The organism is Pedobacter yulinensis, from assembly GCF_003029735.1.
Classification (GTDB): Bacteria; Bacteroidota; Bacteroidia; order Sphingobacteriales; family Sphingobacteriaceae; genus Pedobacter; species Pedobacter yulinensis.
On the sequence record NZ_KZ686268.1, the window covers coordinates 1,556,951 to 1,574,034 of the forward strand.

Annotated in this window: 23 protein-coding genes; 19 read left to right on the forward strand and 4 right to left on the reverse strand. The window is 49.8% G+C overall.

All coding sequences use genetic code 11. The annotated features are described in order from the left end of the window. Positions 1 to 270 precede the first annotated feature (270 nt). Together rlmD and C7T94_RS06875 are read left to right on the forward strand one after the other, a co-directional pair. Complete coding sequence (rlmD, locus tag C7T94_RS06870; RefSeq protein WP_107214520.1) at positions 271 to 1,713, forward strand: 23S rRNA (uracil(1939)-C(5))-methyltransferase RlmD; 1,443 nt, start codon at positions 271 to 273, stop codon at positions 1,711 to 1,713. An 11-nt stretch (positions 1,714 to 1,724) separates the two neighbouring features. After that, entirely contained in the window at positions 1,725 to 2,117 is a 393-nt protein-coding gene (locus C7T94_RS06875; RefSeq protein WP_107214521.1) for a hypothetical protein, read from the forward strand. 51 nt (positions 2,118 to 2,168) lie between these two features. On the opposite strand, the gene C7T94_RS06880 is transcribed toward C7T94_RS06875, so the two are convergent. Next, complete coding sequence (locus C7T94_RS06880) at positions 2,169 to 2,876, reverse strand: head GIN domain-containing protein (RefSeq protein ID WP_162618582.1); 708 nt, start codon at positions 2,874 to 2,876, stop codon at positions 2,169 to 2,171. A gap of 121 nt (positions 2,877 to 2,997) precedes the next feature. On the opposite strand from C7T94_RS06880, the gene C7T94_RS06885 reads away from it, so the two are divergent. Beyond that, positions 2,998 to 3,507, forward strand: coding sequence for a phosphoribosyltransferase family protein (locus C7T94_RS06885; RefSeq protein ID WP_107214523.1), 510 nt, complete (start codon positions 2,998 to 3,000; stop codon positions 3,505 to 3,507). A gap of 23 nt (positions 3,508 to 3,530) precedes the next feature. Here the strand turns inward: C7T94_RS06885 and C7T94_RS06890 are convergent, their stop codons facing one another. Then, positions 3,531 to 4,781, reverse strand: coding sequence for an MFS transporter (locus C7T94_RS06890; RefSeq protein WP_107214524.1), 1,251 nt, complete (start codon positions 4,779 to 4,781; stop codon positions 3,531 to 3,533). A gap of 1 nt (position 4,782) precedes the next feature. Further along, on the reverse strand, positions 4,783 to 5,208 hold the full coding sequence (locus C7T94_RS06895; RefSeq protein WP_107214525.1) for a MarR family winged helix-turn-helix transcriptional regulator: 426 nt from the start codon (positions 5,206 to 5,208) through the stop codon (positions 4,783 to 4,785). Between the two features lie 138 nt (positions 5,209 to 5,346). Between C7T94_RS06895 and C7T94_RS06900 the strand changes: the two genes are divergently transcribed. The 7 genes from C7T94_RS06900 to rpsJ all read left to right on the forward strand — a co-directional run bounded on the left by C7T94_RS06900 (position 5,347) and on the right by rpsJ (position 10,758). Then, positions 5,347 to 5,529: a hypothetical protein gene (locus tag C7T94_RS06900; RefSeq protein ID WP_107214526.1), complete on the forward strand. Its 183-nt coding sequence runs from the start codon at positions 5,347 to 5,349 to the stop codon at positions 5,527 to 5,529. Positions 5,530 to 5,535: 6 nt separating this feature from the next. Next, positions 5,536 to 6,348, forward strand: a complete 813-nt coding sequence (locus tag C7T94_RS06905) for an AraC family transcriptional regulator (protein WP_239494949.1) — start codon at positions 5,536 to 5,538, stop codon at positions 6,346 to 6,348. Between the two features lie 138 nt (positions 6,349 to 6,486). Continuing rightward, positions 6,487 to 6,864 (forward strand): VOC family protein, encoded by a 378-nt coding sequence (locus C7T94_RS06910; RefSeq protein ID WP_107214722.1) that lies wholly within the window; start codon positions 6,487 to 6,489, stop codon positions 6,862 to 6,864. Between the two features lie 350 nt (positions 6,865 to 7,214). Beyond that, positions 7,215 to 7,628 carry a 30S ribosomal protein S12 gene (gene rpsL, locus C7T94_RS06915; RefSeq protein ID WP_107214527.1) on the forward strand — a complete coding sequence of 138 codons (414 nt, stop codon included), beginning with the start codon at positions 7,215 to 7,217 and terminating at the stop codon, positions 7,626 to 7,628. Between the two features lie 19 nt (positions 7,629 to 7,647). After that, positions 7,648 to 8,115, forward strand: coding sequence for a 30S ribosomal protein S7 (gene rpsG, locus C7T94_RS06920; protein ID WP_107214528.1), 468 nt, complete (start codon positions 7,648 to 7,650; stop codon positions 8,113 to 8,115). Positions 8,116 to 8,205: 90 nt separating this feature from the next. Next, complete coding sequence (fusA, locus tag C7T94_RS06925; RefSeq protein ID WP_107214529.1) at positions 8,206 to 10,320, forward strand: elongation factor G; 2,115 nt, start codon at positions 8,206 to 8,208, stop codon at positions 10,318 to 10,320. A 132-nt stretch (positions 10,321 to 10,452) separates the two neighbouring features. Beyond that, positions 10,453 to 10,758 carry a 30S ribosomal protein S10 gene (rpsJ, locus tag C7T94_RS06930; protein ID WP_084237698.1) on the forward strand — a complete coding sequence of 102 codons (306 nt, stop codon included), beginning with the start codon at positions 10,453 to 10,455 and terminating at the stop codon, positions 10,756 to 10,758. A gap of 248 nt (positions 10,759 to 11,006) precedes the next feature. Here rpsJ and C7T94_RS06935 read toward each other — a convergent pair whose 3' ends face one another. Beyond that, positions 11,007 to 11,624, reverse strand: coding sequence for a hypothetical protein (locus C7T94_RS06935; RefSeq protein WP_107214530.1), 618 nt, complete (start codon positions 11,622 to 11,624; stop codon positions 11,007 to 11,009). 184 nt (positions 11,625 to 11,808) lie between these two features. Here C7T94_RS06935 and C7T94_RS06940 point away from each other — a divergent pair, with 184 nt between their 5' ends. From C7T94_RS06940 to rpsC, 9 genes are all read left to right on the forward strand, one after another. Beyond that, positions 11,809 to 12,645, forward strand: coding sequence for a sulfite exporter TauE/SafE family protein (locus C7T94_RS06940; protein ID WP_107214531.1), 837 nt, complete (start codon positions 11,809 to 11,811; stop codon positions 12,643 to 12,645). Continuing rightward, the gene (locus tag C7T94_RS06945) at positions 12,642 to 13,037 is read left to right on the forward strand and encodes a DUF1634 domain-containing protein (protein WP_107214532.1); all 396 of its coding nucleotides are present in this window, start codon (positions 12,642 to 12,644) and stop codon (positions 13,035 to 13,037) included. Before C7T94_RS06940 ends, C7T94_RS06945 begins: the two co-directional genes overlap by 4 nt. A 183-nt stretch (positions 13,038 to 13,220) precedes the next feature. Then, positions 13,221 to 13,838 (forward strand): 50S ribosomal protein L3, encoded by a 618-nt coding sequence (rplC, locus tag C7T94_RS06950; RefSeq protein ID WP_107214533.1) that lies wholly within the window; start codon positions 13,221 to 13,223, stop codon positions 13,836 to 13,838. Positions 13,839 to 13,843: 5 nt separating this feature from the next. Beyond that, positions 13,844 to 14,473, forward strand: a complete 630-nt coding sequence (gene rplD / locus C7T94_RS06955) for a 50S ribosomal protein L4 (protein WP_107214534.1) — start codon at positions 13,844 to 13,846, stop codon at positions 14,471 to 14,473. Position 14,474: 1 nt separating this feature from the next. Further along, positions 14,475 to 14,765: a 50S ribosomal protein L23 gene (gene rplW / locus C7T94_RS06960; protein WP_107214535.1), complete on the forward strand. Its 291-nt coding sequence runs from the start codon at positions 14,475 to 14,477 to the stop codon at positions 14,763 to 14,765. 18 nt (positions 14,766 to 14,783) lie between these two features. Further along, complete coding sequence (rplB, locus tag C7T94_RS06965; RefSeq protein ID WP_107214536.1) at positions 14,784 to 15,611, forward strand: 50S ribosomal protein L2; 828 nt, start codon at positions 14,784 to 14,786, stop codon at positions 15,609 to 15,611. After that, complete coding sequence (rpsS, locus tag C7T94_RS06970) at positions 15,611 to 15,877, forward strand: 30S ribosomal protein S19 (protein WP_107214537.1); 267 nt, start codon at positions 15,611 to 15,613, stop codon at positions 15,875 to 15,877. Before rplB ends, rpsS begins: the two co-directional genes overlap by 1 nt. Positions 15,878 to 15,884: 7 nt before the next feature. Then, positions 15,885 to 16,244, forward strand: a complete 360-nt coding sequence (gene rplV / locus C7T94_RS06975) for a 50S ribosomal protein L22 (protein ID WP_107214538.1) — start codon at positions 15,885 to 15,887, stop codon at positions 16,242 to 16,244. An 8-nt stretch (positions 16,245 to 16,252) separates the two neighbouring features. Beyond that, positions 16,253 to 17,068: a 30S ribosomal protein S3 gene (rpsC, locus tag C7T94_RS06980; protein WP_107214539.1), complete on the forward strand. Its 816-nt coding sequence runs from the start codon at positions 16,253 to 16,255 to the stop codon at positions 17,066 to 17,068. Positions 17,069 to 17,084 lie beyond the last annotated feature (16 nt).

The window sequence follows — 17,084 nt, forward strand, 5'->3', positions numbered from 1 at the left end:
AATCATGAGTCAGGAAACTTTAGAATTTAGCGTTTATATAGATCAGAAGTTCGATTTTTCTTTTGATTTTCTTGAAAATATACCGCACTGGATGCTTCGCCTTTGCGCTCGGGTCATGGCGCTGTAACACATTGCCGCCCCAAACTTTCCTTAGTTGCGGCTACCAGCCGCCCCGATCTGACTGTGCCTGGCCTGGCAGGGCTTTCAGCAATACCCCTTTGTTTTTCCTGACTACCATCCTTCCCCTCAAGTCCGTATATTTGCGGCTTCATGAGAAAAAAGAATACCGAGATCCGGATCATTGAAGGGATCGAGATCATAGATATTGCAGAAGAAGGCAAGGGTGTCGGGAAGGCCGACGATATGGTTTATTTTGTTGAAAAGGCTGTTCCCGGCGATGTGGTCAGCATTCGTCAGCTGCGCAAGAAAAAGAACTTTGCCGAAGGCATTATCGACACACTGGAGCGCGCTTCAGAGCATCGCACCCAGCCTTTTTGCGAACATTTCGGGGTTTGCGGCGGCTGTAAATGGCAGCACATGAATTACGATGCACAGCTCCGGTTCAAACAACGTTCGGTCGGAGCCGCCCTTGAGCGGCTGGGCAAGGTAGATACCAGCCAGATGGAACCGATTTTGGGCGCACCCGAAAACAAATATTACCGGAATAAACTGGAATTTACGTTTTCAAATAAACGCTGGCTGGACCAGAACGATATGGGCAGCGATGAGGCGCTGGAATTAAATGCCCTTGGTTTTCATGTTCCTTTGCGGTTCGATAAGATCCTTGATATCAACCATTGCTGGCTGCAGGATGAGCCATCAAACAGCATTCGCAACCAGGTCCGGGCCTATGCACTCGAACATGGACTGAGTTTTTATGACCTGCGTAATCATGAAGGCACGTTGCGCAATCTGATTATTCGCACCAGCAGTACGGGCGAGGTTATGGTTGCCGTGGTCTTTGCTTATGCTTCTGCCGAACAGATCGCTGGCCTGATGTCTTTCCTGGTATCGCGATTTCCCGAAGTGACGTCATGGCTATATATCGAAAACCAGAAACGAAACGATACGATCTTTGACCAGGAGGTGAAACTCTATGCGGGCCGCGACCATATTTTTGAAAAAATGCTGGCGGGCAGCGGAGATACTGCCCGTGAGATCAGATTTAAGATCGGTGTCAAATCATTTTACCAGACCAATTCGCTGCAGGCCTGGGAACTTTATAAGATAACCCGCGAATTTGCAGGATTCAGGGGAGACGAGCTTGTTTACGACCTGTATACCGGCGCCGGCACCATTGCCAACTTTATTGCACCCGAGGTGAAACAGGTGGTTGGGATTGAATACGTACCCACTGCGATAGAAGATGCCCGTTTTAACTCGGTCCTGAACGGGATTGAAAATACGGTCTTTTATGCAGGCGACATGAAAGATATCCTGACGGCAGAATTCATCAGCCAGCACGGCAAGCCTGATGTGGTCATTACCGACCCGCCGCGGGCAGGGATGCACGCCGATGTGGTGGCCCGCCTGTTGGAAATGGAATCGCCGCGTATTGTTTATGTAAGCTGCAACGCCGCTACGCAGGCCAGAGACCTGGCCCTGCTCGCAGACAAATACCGGGTGCTGCGCATCAGGCCGGTAGATATGTTTCCGCACACCCAGCACGTCGAGAACGTCGTTTTGCTGGAACTAAACACATTGCCACGATAAATTGAAGATCAATGGATAGAGAAGACCTGCTGGGAGCGGGAGCCCCCGGCGAAGAGCAAAAGAAAAGCCCATTGCTGAGTCTCGAAAAAGACCTGCGGTTTTATATGGAATCGATTAAAGAGGTGGCGGTCGAGATCATGGTGGAGGGCATATCTGCCCATCCGGTGTTTGTGGCCCACCAGCACCAGGTGAACCTGGGAGAAATGATCCTGGATAAAGAGGAACTGAATACAGAATGGACCATCCATGCCTCAACCCTCGAAGAGTTTATTGAAAAGGGGGTGATCGATCCGAAAAGGAAAGAACAGTTTTTGAAAAGCTATAAAAAGCCCGAAGATTTCATGTGTCTGTTCGTCATCGTTCCTGAAGGAGCCAACTTCGTTTATTATCCCTACAAAGCATAAAAAACGCCGGATGCATCCACATCCGGCGTTTAACTAAAAACTAACCTAAATTTATTTTGCTCTTTTAACATCGCCGCTGTGCGAGGATGTTGTTTTCTTTAGAGTCGCTTCGCCTTTAAATGTTACATCACTTCCGCCGCTTGCTCCGGCTTCAAGGGCTTTATTAACCCGCGCATTCACGTCAGAGCCGCCCGCCGCGCGGATCTGCGCGTAATCTGAAACCAGGTTGAAGGCATCGATATCACTGCCGCCACTGGCGCTGAGTGACATATTGGTGGTTTTTCCGCTCAGGTCTGCATCAGAGCCGCCGGATACCTCGACTTTCAGGTTGCTGCAGGCTACCTGCAGTTTAAGGTCAGAGCCACCCGAGGCCTTCAGGTACAAGCTTGCCGATTTGACCGCGTTCTGGCCGAACACATCACTTCCACCCGAAGCGGTAATCGCTTTCAGGTTTTTGTAAGAAGCGTATACCTTTACCGGTTTGCTGTTAAATACGTTTTTCCAGCTGAAACCATTTTTAAACCGTATCGTTACCGACTCACCCTGCTGCTCGATAAGCACCTGCTCGGAAATATCCCTATCTGCCTCGATCACGGCTGTTTCCGTTGCGCCCTGCCTTAGATAAAGGTCAATGCCGCTTGCAACCGAAATGCCTGTGTAATTTTTCAATGCCACCTGCCGGGATTGTGCGACGGACTGGAGACTGACAAGGCCCAGTGCGAGGGCGCCTAAGAGTTTGCCGTAAAATAAGTTTTTCATGATCTGTCTGGTTTTTTTCATTAGACGACGCGAAAGCCAGAAAGGTTGCACAAACCGAATAATATTTTGTACTTGATTTTCCAGCTCAAAATCATTCTTTTTGCAATTCAAACCCAGCGCCATGCCAGCATCGCAGTTACTGATCCTTGACCAGAAGCAAATTCAGCAAAAGATAGACCGTATCGCTTACCAGATCCTGGAAGACAATATGGACGAAGAAGAAGTTGTTCTTGCAGGAATCTGGGAACGCGGTTACCGTGTTGCCGTGCGGCTGCAACAGGTGCTGGAGCAAATAGCCAGGTTTAAAGTGACCATGATGCGCATCGATCTTGAGCGCGAGAGCAGCAGGCTCATGGCCAAAACCAATCTGCAGGAAGCCGAATGGGCCGGAAAAGTGATTATCCTGGTCGATGATGTACTGAACAGCGGCAAAACGCTGGCCTACGGTTTCGGACTGTTCTTAAATACCCCGCACAAGAAGATCAGGACCGTGGTACTGGTAGATCGCAGTCATAAAATATTTCCAATTGCCACCGACTATGTCGGGCTTGAACTCGCCACGATCTTGAAAGAACATGTAGATGTTGTGATGGATGTGGAAGGCCAGGAAGACGCCGTTTACATTTCCTGATCCTTCACTCCTGCCTGCGGCATTCAGCTGGCTAATTTTCTCCACCATTCGGCCATGGGAATGATGCGGCCTTTTTCCATACTTTTTTTCTTCCTGAGGTAACGGCCGTACAGCCCGATGATAAGCAGGCCGATGAGTCCCTCGGCCAGCACAGTTGCCTGCGTACCAAAGAAATGGGCAGCCGTTGCAATGAGCAGGGTGCCCACCGGCAGCACGCCCTGGAAAGCCATGATGTAATAACTGATGGCCCGGCCCCGCATTTCGGGTGCTGCGTGGGTTTGAATATAGGTGTTGATGGCCGCATTCTGCGTCATCAGGCCGGTACAGGCCATCGCTGTAAAGATCAGGGCCATCCACAGGGTGGGGGAGAAGGAAAGGAATATTACACCAAGGGCAAAAATCAGGTTTGCGCCAATCACGATGGTGCGCAGTTTTTTCGCGCCCTTAAGTCTGGCCATATAAACGGCACCGATCAGGGCGCCCAGGCCGCCGGCACTTTCAAACCAGCTGAAAGTGGTTGCATCGCCGCTAAAAATGTCTTTCGCGAAAACCGGCAACAGCGTCGAAAATGGGATAACGAGCAAGCTGGAAAGAGCCAGAACCACAATGAGCGAGGAAATGTCGTGGGTGCGCTCGAGGTAGCGGAATCCTTCTTTCAGCCCGTGCCAGGTGTTTCCGGTTAGCGTTTGCGGTACATAAGGCTCGAGCCGCATGAAGAGCAGGCAGGTAATTACAGGGATGAAGCTAAGAAAATTGATCAGGAAACAGGCGTTTTCGCCAAATGTGCTCAGCACAATCCCCGCAAGTGCCGGGCCCAGCAGTCTGGCTGCGTTAAAGGCCGAAGAGTTCAGGGCCAATGCATTGGGCAGGTCGTCCCGGTTACCGATCAGCTCGGCTACCAGCGACTGGCGGCCGGTGGTTTCGAATGTGCTGACAACGCCCTGCATCAGGCTCAATAGCGAAATGAGCACCATGTTGTAATTGCCGCTGAAGGTGAGCAGCGCCAGCATACCCGCCTGGGCCATAAAAGCCACCTGGCACCACAGCACGATTTTATATTTGTTGTTCCGGTCGGCAAACGCGCCCGCAAAAGGTGCCAGCACCAGCGAGGGAATGAGTCCGAGGAAACCCACCAGACCCAGCATGAAGGCTGAGCCGGTTACCCGGTAAACCAGCCAGCTAATCGCCACCCGCTGCATCCAGGTGCCGATCAGGGAAAGGGCCTGTCCGCTGAAGTGTAATCTGTAATTATAGTACCTGAACGATCTGAACATCTTATTCGTTGGTTGTAAGTTTCTGAAGTAAGGGCCATACCGCAAGCAACTGGTCACGCTCAGCCGCGTCAAGCCGCTCGTGCATGGCTGCAAGCAACCAGGCGTCCCGGTCATGTTTGATCTGGTCCAGGAGCTCCCGGCCCTGTTCGCTGAGCGAGATGAGTGCCCTGCGGCGGTCTGCCGGATCGGTTGTTCGGATGATCAGGCCCTGGTTTTCCAATGCGTTCAGGTTTTGAGAGATGGCCTGGGCGGAAATTTTTTCCTCGGTGGCAATTTCAGAGGGAAGTACCCGTTGCCTGCGCCCAAGCAATGCCATGATGTTAAATTCTGTGTGCGAAATCGGCAGGTCGAGTCGCTGCCTGCGCAACAGGCGGGCAAGTCTGAATAAACCCAGTCTGAATGCTGAAACCTTTTCTGCTGTTGTCATGCCGCAAATATACTAAAGTAACTTAATTAATTTTCTTTACTACATGTCATCTTTCTGTCTTTTGAAGGCAAGCCTGCTTCTTCCTTTTGAAAGGTTATCGGTATGTTTGTACAGGCGGCACCAGCTGCTCCATTTTGCATGATCAGATTAAATGAGGATACCCCGCAGGAGGTTCTGCAGTCAGTAAAGGCTGGTGATGTAGTGACCGATACCTTTTCAAAGACCGGCCTGGTCGAATCGGTCGAAGTGATCGATGAAGGAATTTACCGGCTGTTCAGGTTCTGCCTGGTAACCGGCCGGGAGATCGTGATCAAAAAGTAACTGCCGGTGACAGTGCTTTCAGCTATACGAAGGCTGTACGTGCCGGTTCAGCCAACGGTTAGCGGGCATAACGGACAGGTTGGCTATGTTGAGCACCTGCCCGCTCCCGAACTGCAGCCTTACATTTATTGTTATTGGCAATTGCAGACTCGCGAACAACTCCAGGAGCCCTTTGTATACCGGGTCGTGGCAGATGGCTGTATTGACATTTACCTGGAAAGGTGCAATCCGGCGGCAGCGTATGTCATGGGTTTTTGCCGCCGCTATACCGAGTTTGCGCTCGAGAACAGTTTCGATTATATCGGCATCCGCTTCCTGCCGGGCATGCTGCCGCTGCTTTTTGGTGTGCATGCTGCCGAACTAAGCAACCGGTACGAAGCACTTGACAGCGTGCTGCCGCAGCTTGCTGCTTTTTTAGCCGCGCAGGCAGACCCGGCTTTGCCGGTTACACAGCTGGCCGCCCTGCTGGATGCATATTTTCTGGGCCGGCTGGGCGCAGTTGCCCGGGCCGACATGCGTTTTTATGGTGCCCTTACCATGATCCTGGAACGCTCGGGTGTGCTGAACATCGAAACAGAACTGAACACTGGCCTGAGTGCCAGGCAACTGAGGCGGGTATTTGCCCAGTACGTTGGCGACACGCCGAAGACTTTCAGCAAGGTGGTTCGCTTTCAGCACGTGCTTCATGCCAAACCATCCGCGCAGAGCCTTAAATACAACAAGGTGTTCCTTGATGCCGGTTACTATGACCAGGCGCATTTCATCAAAGAGTTCAGAAACCTGTACGGCGTTACGCCGGGTCATGCCTTCGGGCGCTGATTGTCCGTTTTTTACAATGGGCTGCCGGTCTCCTGCCTGAACTTTGCCGATATGAAATCTTTCTTTATACCGCTGTTTGTTCTGGTGCTGGCGAATGCACAGGCGCAGACACGCGGTCAACTTAAAAAAAACAGTACAATGAAATTAAATGCAGGAGTGATTACGAGCAAGCTGGCCGAGAGCAAAGCTTTTTATACCGGGGTGTTGGGCTTCGGTGTTACGTTTGAAAACGAATTTTACCTGTTGCTGCACACGCCCGGAGCGGAGGCAGAGCTCAGTTTTCTGCTGCCCGACCACCCGTCGCAGCAGCCGCTTTTCCAGCCGGCTTATGCCGGCAAAGGGACGTACCTGACCATCGAAGTGGCAGACGTGGACCGCTGGTACGCAGACATAAAAAAGAAGGGCGTGCCCATACGGATCGAACTGCGCGATGAACCCTGGGGAGACCGGCATTTTGCCATCGAGGATCCGAACGGCATCGGTATAGACCTGGTTACCTATGCGCCGCGCAAATAGGCGCCGGCTAGGCCCGGGGCGGTGCACAGGCATGGACAGCACAATCAGGCATTTCTAAACCGGATGGCAGCGGCAGCCCCGAAGTATGAGGGCTACAGCGAACAGCCGGACTGCAGGACTGATGTGCAGGGCGCTGCTTTCCTGACCATTAGGGTCATGGCGGTAAGCCGTTACGCAAGCCTCTCATCGTCAAACCGCTGCTGCGGCGGGTACATGTGTGTGATGCGCCCAGCGCGCTGCGAAATTTCCATAACATCTTGATTTTTAAAAAGAATTGTTCTACTTTTGCAGTCCCTTATTGTAGGGGTAAAGTTTTTAAATAAAAAAAGAGAAAAAACAAAAAGAGCAAAATGCCAACCATTCAACAATTAGTTAGAAAAGGTAGAGTAGCACTGGAGTTCAAGAGTAAGTCTCCGGCGTTGGACAGCTGTCCACAGCGAAGAGGTGTATGTACACGTGTGTACACCACTACCCCTAAAAAACCAAACTCAGCCATGCGTAAAGTAGCCCGTGTTCGTTTGACAAACGGCAAAGAGGTGAATGCTTACATTCCTGGCGAAGGTCACAACCTGCAGGAGCACTCGATCGTTCTGATTCGTGGTGGTCGTGTAAAAGACTTACCAGGTGTACGTTACCACATCATTCGTGGCGCATTGGATACATCAGGTGTGAATGGCCGTAACCAACGTCGTTCTAAATATGGTACTAAACGCCCTAAACCAGGACAAGCAGCTGCGGCTCCTGCAAAAGGCAAAAAGAAATAATTAAGGGAGGAAAATCACGATGAGAAAGTCAAAACCAAAAAAGAGAATCATTCTTCCTGACCCGAAATTTAACGACGTTCAGGTTACCCGTTTTGTGAACAACATGATGTTCGACGGTAAAAAATCAATCGCTTATTCTATTTTCTACGATGCAGTAGACCTGGTAGAGAAAAAAGCAAATGAAAACGGCCTTGAGGTATGGAAACGTGCTTTAAGTAATGTTATGCCTGCTGTAGAGGTTAAATCACGCCGTGTGGGTGGTGCAAACTTCCAGGTTCCTACCGAGGTAAGGCCTGAGCGTAAAACAGCGCTGGGTATGAAATGGCTTATTTCTTTCGCCCGTAAACGCGGCGAGAAGACCATGAAAGAGAAGCTGGCCGGTGAAATCGTTGCTGCTGCCAAAGGTGAAGGTGCCGCTGTGAAAAAGAAAGAGGATACGCACAAAATGGCTGAAGCCAACAAAGCATTCTCACATTTCAGGTTCTAATTAAATGACTGGACGGCCGGATGCCGGAAACTGAAGCGGCACAGCTGCTTTGATCTTCATATCGGTTCGTTCTTTCGAAATTAAAAGAAAATGTCAAGAGACTTAAAATATACCAGAAACATAGGTATCGCCGCACACATCGATGCCGGTAAAACAACAACCACCGAGCGTATTCTTTATTACGCGGGTGTTAACCACAAAATTGGCGAAGTTCACGAAGGTGCTTCGACAATGGACTGGATGGTTCAGGAAGCAGAACGCGGTATCACCATTACGTCTGCGGCCACAACCGTAAACTGGAATTACAGGGGCGACAAATACCACATCAACATCATCGATACTCCCGGCCACGTGGATTTTACCGTAGAGGTAAACCGCTCGCTGCGCGTACTTGACGGTCTGGTGTTCCTTTTCTCGGCTGTGGACGGTGTTGAGCCGCAGTCTGAGACCAACTGGCGCCTTGCAAACAACTATGAAGTTCCGCGTATCGGTTTCGTGAACAAAATGGACCGTTCAGGCGCTGACTTTTTGAAAGTTGTTAAGCAGGTTCGTGAGATGCTGGGCAGCCACGCGGTGCCGCTTCAGTTGCCAATCGGCTCTGAAGATGCATTTAAAGGTGTGGTAGACCTGATCAACAACCGCGGTATCGTTTGGAATGAGCACGATAAAGGGATGACCTTTACCGAAGTTCCGATTCCTGACGACATGGCCGACGAGGTTACTGAATGGCGTGAGAAACTGCTCGAAGCTGTAGCTGAGTACGACGAAAGCCTGATGGAGAAATTCTTCGACGACCCTGCTTCGATCACTGAGCGTGAAATCCTGAACGCCCTGCGTCAGGCCACACTTGATGCGAAGATCGTACCGATGGTATGCGGTTCGTCATTCAAAAACAAAGGTGTGCAAACCATGCTTGACCTGGTGATGGAACTGCTTCCTTCTCCACTGGATTCTGCCGGTGTAACCGGAACCAATCCGAACAACGGTGAAGAAGTAACCCGTAAACCAGACGTGAAAGAGCCGTTTGCTGCCCTTGCGTTCAAAATTGCAACTGACCCGTTTGTAGGCCGTCTGTGTTTCATCCGCGTTTACTCAGGTAACCTGGATGCCGGTTCTTACGTGTACAATACCCGTTCGGAGAACAAAGAGCGTATTTCACGTATCTTCCAGATGCACGCCAACAAACAAAACCCGATCAATAACATCGGTGCCGGTGATATCGGTGCGGTGGTAGGCTTTAAAGACATCAAAACAGGCGATACCCTGTGTGATGAGAAAAACCCGATCATCCTCGAGTCTATGGTATTCCCTGATCCGGTTATCGGTCTGGCCATTGAGCCTAAAACTCAGGCAGACGTTGATAAACTGGGTATTGCTTTGGGTAAATTGGCAGAGGAGGATCCTACCTTCCGGGTACAGACCGACGAGGAAACTGGTCAGACTGTGATCTCTGGTATGGGCGAGCTTCACCTGGACATCCTGATTGACCGCCTGAGACGCGAGTTTAAGGTAGAAGTTAACCAGGGCGCTCCGCAGGTTGCTTATAAAGAGGCCATCACCGGTACAACACAGCACCGTGAAACCTATAAGAAACAGACCGGTGGTCGCGGTAAATTTGCCGATATCCAGGTTATCATTTCTCCGATCGATGCTGATTTCGAAAAAGGTGGTCTGCAGTTCGTGAACGAGATCGTAGGTGGTTCAATTCCACGTGAGTTTATTCCTTCAGTTGAAAAAGGTTTCGCTGCAGCCATGAGCAATGGTGTACTGGCAGGCTTCCCGCTTCCTGACATGAAGGTTCGCCTGATCGACGGTTCATTCCACGCAGTCGACTCTGACGCCCTGTCTTTTGAGATCGCTGCCCGTTCAGCTTTCCGTGAGGCATTGCCGAAGTGTAAACCTGTGCTGATGGAGCCGATCATGAAGATCGAAGTTTTGACTCCTGAAGAAAACATGGGTGATGTAATGGGTGACCTTAACCGTCGCCGTGGCCAGCTGCAAGGCATGGATACCCGTAACGGTTCGCAGGTAATCAAAGCCCTGGTTCCACTTTCTGAGATGTTTGGTTATGTAACCCAGTTGCGTACCATTACCTCAGGTCGTGCTACTTCGACGATGGAATTCGATCACTACGAGCCTGCACCTAAAAACGTTCAGGACGAAGTAATCGCCAAATCAAAAGGTAAAGTAAAATCTACCGACTAATTCGGTATAGACCGGAAGAACAAAGGCCGTCCCGGTTTTCCCAGGCCCGGCCGTTGTTCTTCCATTGTTTTCTAAACATAATCCGGTCGCTGTTATAAATAGCTCTAACAACGGCCCCATATAACAAATAAGATGAGCCAAAGAATCAGAATCAAATTGAAATCTTACGATTACAACCTGGTTGACAAATCAGCAGAAAAAATCGTAAAGACAGTAAAGCCTACAGGCGCAGTGGTTAGCGGTCCGATTCCGTTGCCTACCGAAAAGAAAGTGTTTACCGTTTTGCGTTCACCGCACGTAAACAAAAAAGCGCGTGAGCAGTTCCAACTGTGCGCCTATAAAAGGCTGCTGGATATCTACAGTTCCAACTCTAAAACTGTAGATGCCCTGATGAAACTCGAATTGCCAAGCGGCGTTGAAGTTGAGATCAAGGTGTGATTTCGCAGAAGGTTAAAGAAGGTCCCGGCCCAACAGCCGGGATTTTTTATTTTTAGGCCCGCCTGGTCTGTCTTCATGTAAATCAGCAGCCGATTGGACACGCCCAGGTGGTTTCCATACATTTTGAGCTGGCTGCTGCGGATCGGGCCGGATTCCTGTCGTCTGCGCTGTCAAAGCGCCTGCTCAGGCCGTGCAAACCATTCATGACGTGCGGGCCAACCGGCTCGCAATGACCATTGGCGGCCCGGTTATCTGCCCCGCAGGTCGTCCATCCGGTTTCGCTCGTCCTGCAGTTCGCGGGCCAGTTTCTTCTCTTTTTCGTTTGCCTTGATCTTGTACTGCTGGTACTCTTCAGATATTTCCTGGAAGAGTTGAACGCGGTAACGCGCCTCCCGGCGGTAACTGGCCGACCGGAAGATGATGAACGCCAGCACGGCCCCAAGAACGATGATGATGGCCCATACCATGGTGCTGTAGGTGCTTTTGTTAAACGGAATGCCAAGGAAACGGATCTCATCGACCCGGGTGGTCGCTTCGTTCAGCGAGCTTTCCTTTCCGGTAATGTCTTTGTTCAGCGCTGCGATGGTAGCTTCCTGTTCCCGGATCTTTTTCCTGGCAGCAGCCAGCTGACTGCGTTCTGCGCGCAGCGAATCGTTTGCGTTTTTCCACAAGGCCGACAGGCGGCTCGGGTTGATCAGCCTGTAGCCGTTCATGTTGCGCGATTTAGAAAGCATGAAATTGTACTGGCCACGCAAGGAAGGGTCAGTGTTGCGGCTGGTATCACGTACCTGGGCGTTCAGTCCCTGGCAAAAAGTCAAACTGATGAAAAATAAAATAAGCGTTGTCAGCGTAGTTTTTCTGTTCATGGTTTAAATATACGGTTCAGGTAAGTTAACAAAAATTAGGCAGATTTATTGTGCGTGAAGGGATTTTAGTGGCCGCCAGCCCTTCGCCAAAAGCAGCTAAAATCTATAAAAACCAGCAAAAAACTAGATTTTAATTTGTCTTTTTATATTCTTCTGGAGCACCGGCAGATGGTATATTTGCCCCATGACCGTGGTTGTTTTTACGCTTATTGTGCTCTTTGGGTCACTACTGGCGGGTTTCCTGGGCTCACTCACCGGTCTGGGCGGCGGCGTGATCATTATCCCGCTGCTTACACTCGTGCTGGGGGTAGACATCCATTATGCCATCGGTGCTTCGATCATCTCGGTGATCGCTACGTCTTCGGGTTCTGCCGCGGCTTATGTTAAGGAAGGGATCACCAATATCCGCATCGGCATGTTCCTGGAAATTGCCACGACGGTCGGTGCGGTGATCGGCGCAATTCTGGCGGTTTACCTGGACCCGGGTTACATCGCGGTGGTGTTTGGCTGCATTTTGATCTTTTCTGCGCTTGCCGGGCTGCAGAAAAAGACAGACCGGAGCGATAACCTGGTCAGCAGCGGCCTTGCAGACCGGCTCAAGTTGAATGGGAGTTATCCTGACGCGGGGCGGCAGCACCCTTATACAGTAAAGCGCGTGTCTGGCGGCTTTCTCATGATGCTGTTTGCCGGAACCCTATCGGGCCTGCTGGGCATTGGCTCTGGCGCGCTGAAGGTGCTTGCCATGGACAACATCATGCGTATTCCCTTTAAGGTATCGACCACGACCAGTAATTTTATGATGGGGGTAACCGCGGCGGCAAGTGCAGTGGTTTACCTGCACCGGGGACAGATCGACCCGGGTATTGCCATGCCGGTGGCGCTTGGCGTACTCACCGGTGCACAGGTTGGGTCGCGGGTCCTGCTGCGTACAAATACAGGTCTGCTGAAAAAAGTCTTTGCTGTAGTCATTATTTTCCTCGCACTGCAGATGATCTATAACGGCTTTTCAGGAAAAATATGAAAAAGGAACCGAGGCACTACATTGGCGACAAAGACATCCAGGTGATTATTGGCACGCTGCTTCGGGTTGGCGTGTACACCTCACTGGCCATTGTGCTGCTTGGTGGTGTAATCTTCATGGCCGGGCATGCTGGGAAAGCCGTCGACTATGCGAGTTTCCGGCCGCAGCCGGCCGGCCTGGCATCTATTGGCGGTATTTTGAAAGGCTTGTTCAGCCTGGACGGCATGGCGGTGATCCAGTTCGGTATCCTATTGCTGATCTTCACACCCATTGCACGGGTGGTTTTTTCAATTTTCGGTTTTCTGATTGAACGCGACTACCTGTATGTGGGGATTGGCCTGGTCATTCTGGCTATCATTGCCCTCAGCATGAACGGGGGTTTTACGCACTAAGGGGGGAGGCTCGCAGACCGCTGCAGAAGCCCGGGTGTTTCGCCCGAACTATTTGCAAAAATAATTCGCTAACTATTTGAAAATTAATAATTCTTTCCTATTTTTGCCGTCCCTTTTAGGGGGATGTACAACCACCTTGAACGAAGCCCTACTGCTTCGATGGGTGTTAAACTAAAATAGAAAATGTCAGGAATTATTGGAAAAAAAGTAGGAATGACCAGTATTTTCGATGCAGAGGGTAGAAACATACCTTGTACTGTAATCGAAGCTGGGCCTTGTGTAGTAACACAGGTAAAGACCGCTGAGACAGACGGTTACGCTTCAGTTCAACTCGGATACGATGAAGCGAAAGAAAAAAACACCACTTCTCCTTTGAAAGGTCACTTCGCGAAAGCGAACACCACTCCGAAACGCAAACTGGTAGAGTTCACAACTTTCGAATCTCAGCTTACGCTGGGTGACGTTGTTACTGTGGATCTGTTCCAGGAAGGCGATTTCGTTGATGTGGTAGGAACCTCAAAAGGTAAAGGATTTCAGGGCGTTGTGAAACGTCACGGTTTCGGTGGTGTTGGCGGGCAGACCCACGGTCAGCACAACAGGATGCGTGCGCCAGGTTCACTGGGTGCGTCTTCTTACCCTTCACGTGTATTCAAAGGAATGCGCATGGCGGGCAGGACTGGTGGCGACAGGGTAAAGGTTCAGAACCTTCAGGTGCTGAAAGTTTACGCAGAGCAAAACCTGCTGGTAGTTAGTGGTTCCGTACCGGGAGCTAAAGGATCTTACGTAATCTTAGATAAGTAAGCAAGATGGAAGTTAAAGTAGTAAACATTTCAGGACAAGAAACAGGTGCCAAGGTGCAGCTTCCTGAGTCGGTATTTGGGATTGAGCCTAACGACCACGCGATTTACTTAGATGTGAAGCAATACCTTGCCAACCAGCGCCAGGGAACGCACAAAGCTAAGCAGCGTAATGAAATTGCAGGTTCTACCCGCAAATTGTACAAACAAAAAGGTACCGGTGGTGCCCGTGCAGGAAATATCAAATCGCCATTGTTTAATGGTGGTGGTCGTGTTTTCGGTCCGCAGCCCCGTGACTATGGTTTCAAACTGAACCGTAAACTGAAGTCGCTGGCCCGTAAATCGGCGCTTGCGTACAAAGCAAAAGACAACAATGTTGTGGTGCTTGAAGATTTCAGCTTTGATTCAATCAAAACCAAAAACTATATCAACCTGGTTAATGCCCTTAACCTGGGTAATGAAAAGACCCTGTTGGTATTACCTGCGCAAAACAACAATATCTATTTATCAAGCAGAAACATCCAAAAAGCAAAAGTGATCACAGCTGCAGAGCTGAACACGTACGACGTATTGAACGCCGGCAAGCTTTTGTTGACCGCTGATTCTGTTAAAACGCTGGAGGAGGCATTTGCCAAGTAATATGGAGATTTTAAAGAAACCAATATTAACAGAAAAGGCTTCTGCATTAACAGAAAAGTCTAACCGCTTCACGTTCAAAGTGGATCATAAAGCAAACAAGCTTCAGATCAAACAAGCGATCGAGAAAATGTATGGCGTAAACATCGTTGCTATCAATACCATGGTAGTAGATGGTAAAGCTAAATCACGTTACACCAAAGCAGGATTTGTTTCAGGCCGCAGCCCGAAATACAAGAAAGCCGTGGTGACGTTGAAAGCAGGAGAAACAATTGATTATTACGCAAACATTTAATAAGAATCATTTATAACTATGGGCTTAAGAAAATTTAAACCGGTTACTCCGGGCACCCGCTTCCGGGTAGGTGCTTCATTTACGGAGATCACAGCAACCAAGCCCGAAAAATCATTGGTTGTATCAGTAATAAAGAAGTCCGGTGGACGTAACAACAGTGGTAAGATGACCATGCGCTACCTGGGTGGTGGCCACAAGAAATCTTACCGTCTGATCGATTTCAAACGTGATAAGTTTGATATTCCGGCTACAGTAGCATCTGTAGAATACGATCCGAACCGTACTGCGCGCATTGCCCTGCTGCATTATGCAGATGGCGAGAAACGTTATATCATTGCTCCTGAAGGTCTTCAGGTAGGTCAGACCCTGGTGTCTGGTGTATCGGTAGCACCTGAGGTAGGTAATGCATTGAAACTGGCGAACATTCCTTTGGGTTCGATCATCCATAACCTGGAGATCCACCCTGGTAAAGGTGCTCAGCTGGCCCGCTCGGCAGGTGCTTATGCACAGCTGGCAGCCCGCGACGGCAAGTACGCCATCGTTAAAATGCCTTCGGGTGAAACACGCATGATCCTGGCAGATTGTATGGCTACCATTGGTACCGTATCAAACTCCGACCATGCAAATGAGGTATTGGGTAAAGCTGGTCGCAAACGCTGGCTTGGTCGTCGCCCGCGCGTTCGTGGTGTTGCCATGAACCCTGTAGATCACCCTATGGGTGGTGGTGAAGGCCGTTCATCAGGTGGTCACCCACGCTCACGCAAAGGTGTACTGGCGAAAGGATACAAAACCCGTACGCTCAAGAAATATTCTAATCGTTTCATCATAGAGAGAAGGAAAAAATAATGGCTCGTTCGATAAAAAAAGGACCCTATATTGACCATAACGTAGAGAAGAAAGTCGTCTCTATGAATGACGCAGGCAGAAAGTCTGTAATCAAGACCTGGTCACGCAGATCAATGATCTCTCCGGATTTCGTTGGTCATACATTCGCAGTACACAACGGTAACAAGTTTATCCCGGTGTATGTAACAGAAAACATGGTAGGTCACAAACTGGGAGAGTTTGCTCCGACCCGTACATTCAGAGGACACGCTGAAAAGAAAAAATAATTAGACAATGGAAGCAGTAGCAAAATTAAATAATTGTCCAACCTCACCGCGCAAAATGCGCCTGGTTGTAGATCTTATCAGAGGTGAACGTGTGGAGAAAGCATTGCATATCTTAAAATTCACCAACAAAGAAGTAGCAATCAGAGTTGAGAAACTCCTGTTGTCTGCGATCAAAAACTGGGAAAACAAGAACGAAGGTGCCCGCCCTGAAGAAAGTGAACTGTACGTGAAGACAGCGACTGTAGATGGTGGCCGCCAGCTTAAACGCCTCAGACCAGCACCTCAGGGTCGTGGTTACAGGATCCGCAAACGGTCTAACCATGTTACGCTGGTTGTAGACAGCAAAAATCAAGAAACTCAAAACTAATAGGAGAAATGGGACAAAAAGCACATCCAATAGGTAACAGATTAGGAATCATCAAAGGTTGGGATTCTAACTGGTTCGGTGGCAACAACTACTCCGATAAATTAGTTGAGGACGAAAAAATAAGAAAATACCTTTCTGCACGTATTGCAAAAGGTGGCGTAGCTAAAGTAGTGATCGAGCGCACGCTGAAACGCATCACTGTAACCATTCACACTGCCCGTCCGGGTATCGTGATCGGTAAAGCAGGCCAGGAGGTTGACAAGATCAAGGAAGAGCTGAAGAAACTGACAAAAAAGGAAATTCAGATCAACATTTTTGAGATCAAAAGACCGGAACTGGACGCACAGCTGGTTGCTGAAGGCATCGCAAAACAACTGGAAGCAAGAATCTCTTTCCGCCGGGCCATGAAATCTTCAATCGCTTCTACCATGCGTATGGGTGCTGAAGGTATCAAAGTAATGACCTCGGGCCGTTTGGGTGGTGCCGAGATGGCACGTACCGAGCAGTACAAAGAAGGAAGAATTCCCCTGCATACTTTCCGTGCCGATATCGATTATGCACTGGCAGAAGCTTTGACAACCTATGGTAAAATCGGTGTTAAAGTTTGGATCTGCAAAGGCGAGGTATACGGTAAACGCGACCTGTCGCCGAACATCGGTGCAGCCAACACGAACACCAAAGGCGGTCCTCGTTCAGAGTCGGCTTCTTTCGGTGGCAGAGATAACCGTGGTGGTGGCAGAGACAACCGTGGCGGTGGCAGAGACAACCGTGGTGGCGGAAGAGACAACAGAGGCGGCGGACAAAACAGAGGTCCCCGCAAATAATTAATTCAGTTTATCA

Coding starts and splice junctions, on each gene's coding strand:
- rpsL (WP_107214527.1), top strand. CDS start 7,215: ATGCCAACCATTCAACAATTAGTTAGAAAAGGTAGAGTAGCACTGGAG.
- C7T94_RS06885 (WP_107214523.1), top strand. CDS start 2,998: ATGCCAGCATCGCAGTTACTGATCCTTGACCAGAAGCAAATTCAGCAA.
- C7T94_RS06890 (WP_107214524.1), bottom strand. CDS start 4,781: ATGTTCAGATCGTTCAGGTACTATAATTACAGATTACACTTCAGCGGA.
- rplC (WP_107214533.1), top strand. CDS start 13,221: ATGTCAGGAATTATTGGAAAAAAAGTAGGAATGACCAGTATTTTCGAT.
- rpsS (WP_107214537.1), top strand. CDS start 15,611: ATGGCTCGTTCGATAAAAAAAGGACCCTATATTGACCATAACGTAGAG.
- C7T94_RS06880 (WP_162618582.1), bottom strand. CDS start 2,876: ATGAAAAACTTATTTTACGGCAAACTCTTAGGCGCCCTCGCACTGGGC.
- C7T94_RS06900 (WP_107214526.1), top strand. CDS start 5,347: ATGATCAGATTAAATGAGGATACCCCGCAGGAGGTTCTGCAGTCAGTA.
- rplD (WP_107214534.1), top strand. CDS start 13,844: ATGGAAGTTAAAGTAGTAAACATTTCAGGACAAGAAACAGGTGCCAAG.
- rplV (WP_107214538.1), top strand. CDS start 15,885: ATGGAAGCAGTAGCAAAATTAAATAATTGTCCAACCTCACCGCGCAAA.
- rlmD (WP_107214520.1), top strand. CDS start 271: ATGAGAAAAAAGAATACCGAGATCCGGATCATTGAAGGGATCGAGATC.
- C7T94_RS06935 (WP_107214530.1), bottom strand. CDS start 11,624: ATGAACAGAAAAACTACGCTGACAACGCTTATTTTATTTTTCATCAGT.
- rpsJ (WP_084237698.1), top strand. CDS start 10,453: ATGAGCCAAAGAATCAGAATCAAATTGAAATCTTACGATTACAACCTG.
- rplW (WP_107214535.1), top strand. CDS start 14,475: ATGGAGATTTTAAAGAAACCAATATTAACAGAAAAGGCTTCTGCATTA.
- C7T94_RS06940 (WP_107214531.1), top strand. CDS start 11,809: ATGACCGTGGTTGTTTTTACGCTTATTGTGCTCTTTGGGTCACTACTG.
- rpsC (WP_107214539.1), top strand. CDS start 16,253: ATGGGACAAAAAGCACATCCAATAGGTAACAGATTAGGAATCATCAAA.
- C7T94_RS06875 (WP_107214521.1), top strand. CDS start 1,725: ATGGATAGAGAAGACCTGCTGGGAGCGGGAGCCCCCGGCGAAGAGCAA.
- C7T94_RS06910 (WP_107214722.1), top strand. CDS start 6,487: ATGAAATTAAATGCAGGAGTGATTACGAGCAAGCTGGCCGAGAGCAAA.
- C7T94_RS06945 (WP_107214532.1), top strand. CDS start 12,642: ATGAAAAAGGAACCGAGGCACTACATTGGCGACAAAGACATCCAGGTG.
- fusA (WP_107214529.1), top strand. CDS start 8,206: ATGTCAAGAGACTTAAAATATACCAGAAACATAGGTATCGCCGCACAC.
- rpsG (WP_107214528.1), top strand. CDS start 7,648: ATGAGAAAGTCAAAACCAAAAAAGAGAATCATTCTTCCTGACCCGAAA.
- rplB (WP_107214536.1), top strand. CDS start 14,784: ATGGGCTTAAGAAAATTTAAACCGGTTACTCCGGGCACCCGCTTCCGG.
- C7T94_RS06895 (WP_107214525.1), bottom strand. CDS start 5,208: ATGACAACAGCAGAAAAGGTTTCAGCATTCAGACTGGGTTTATTCAGA.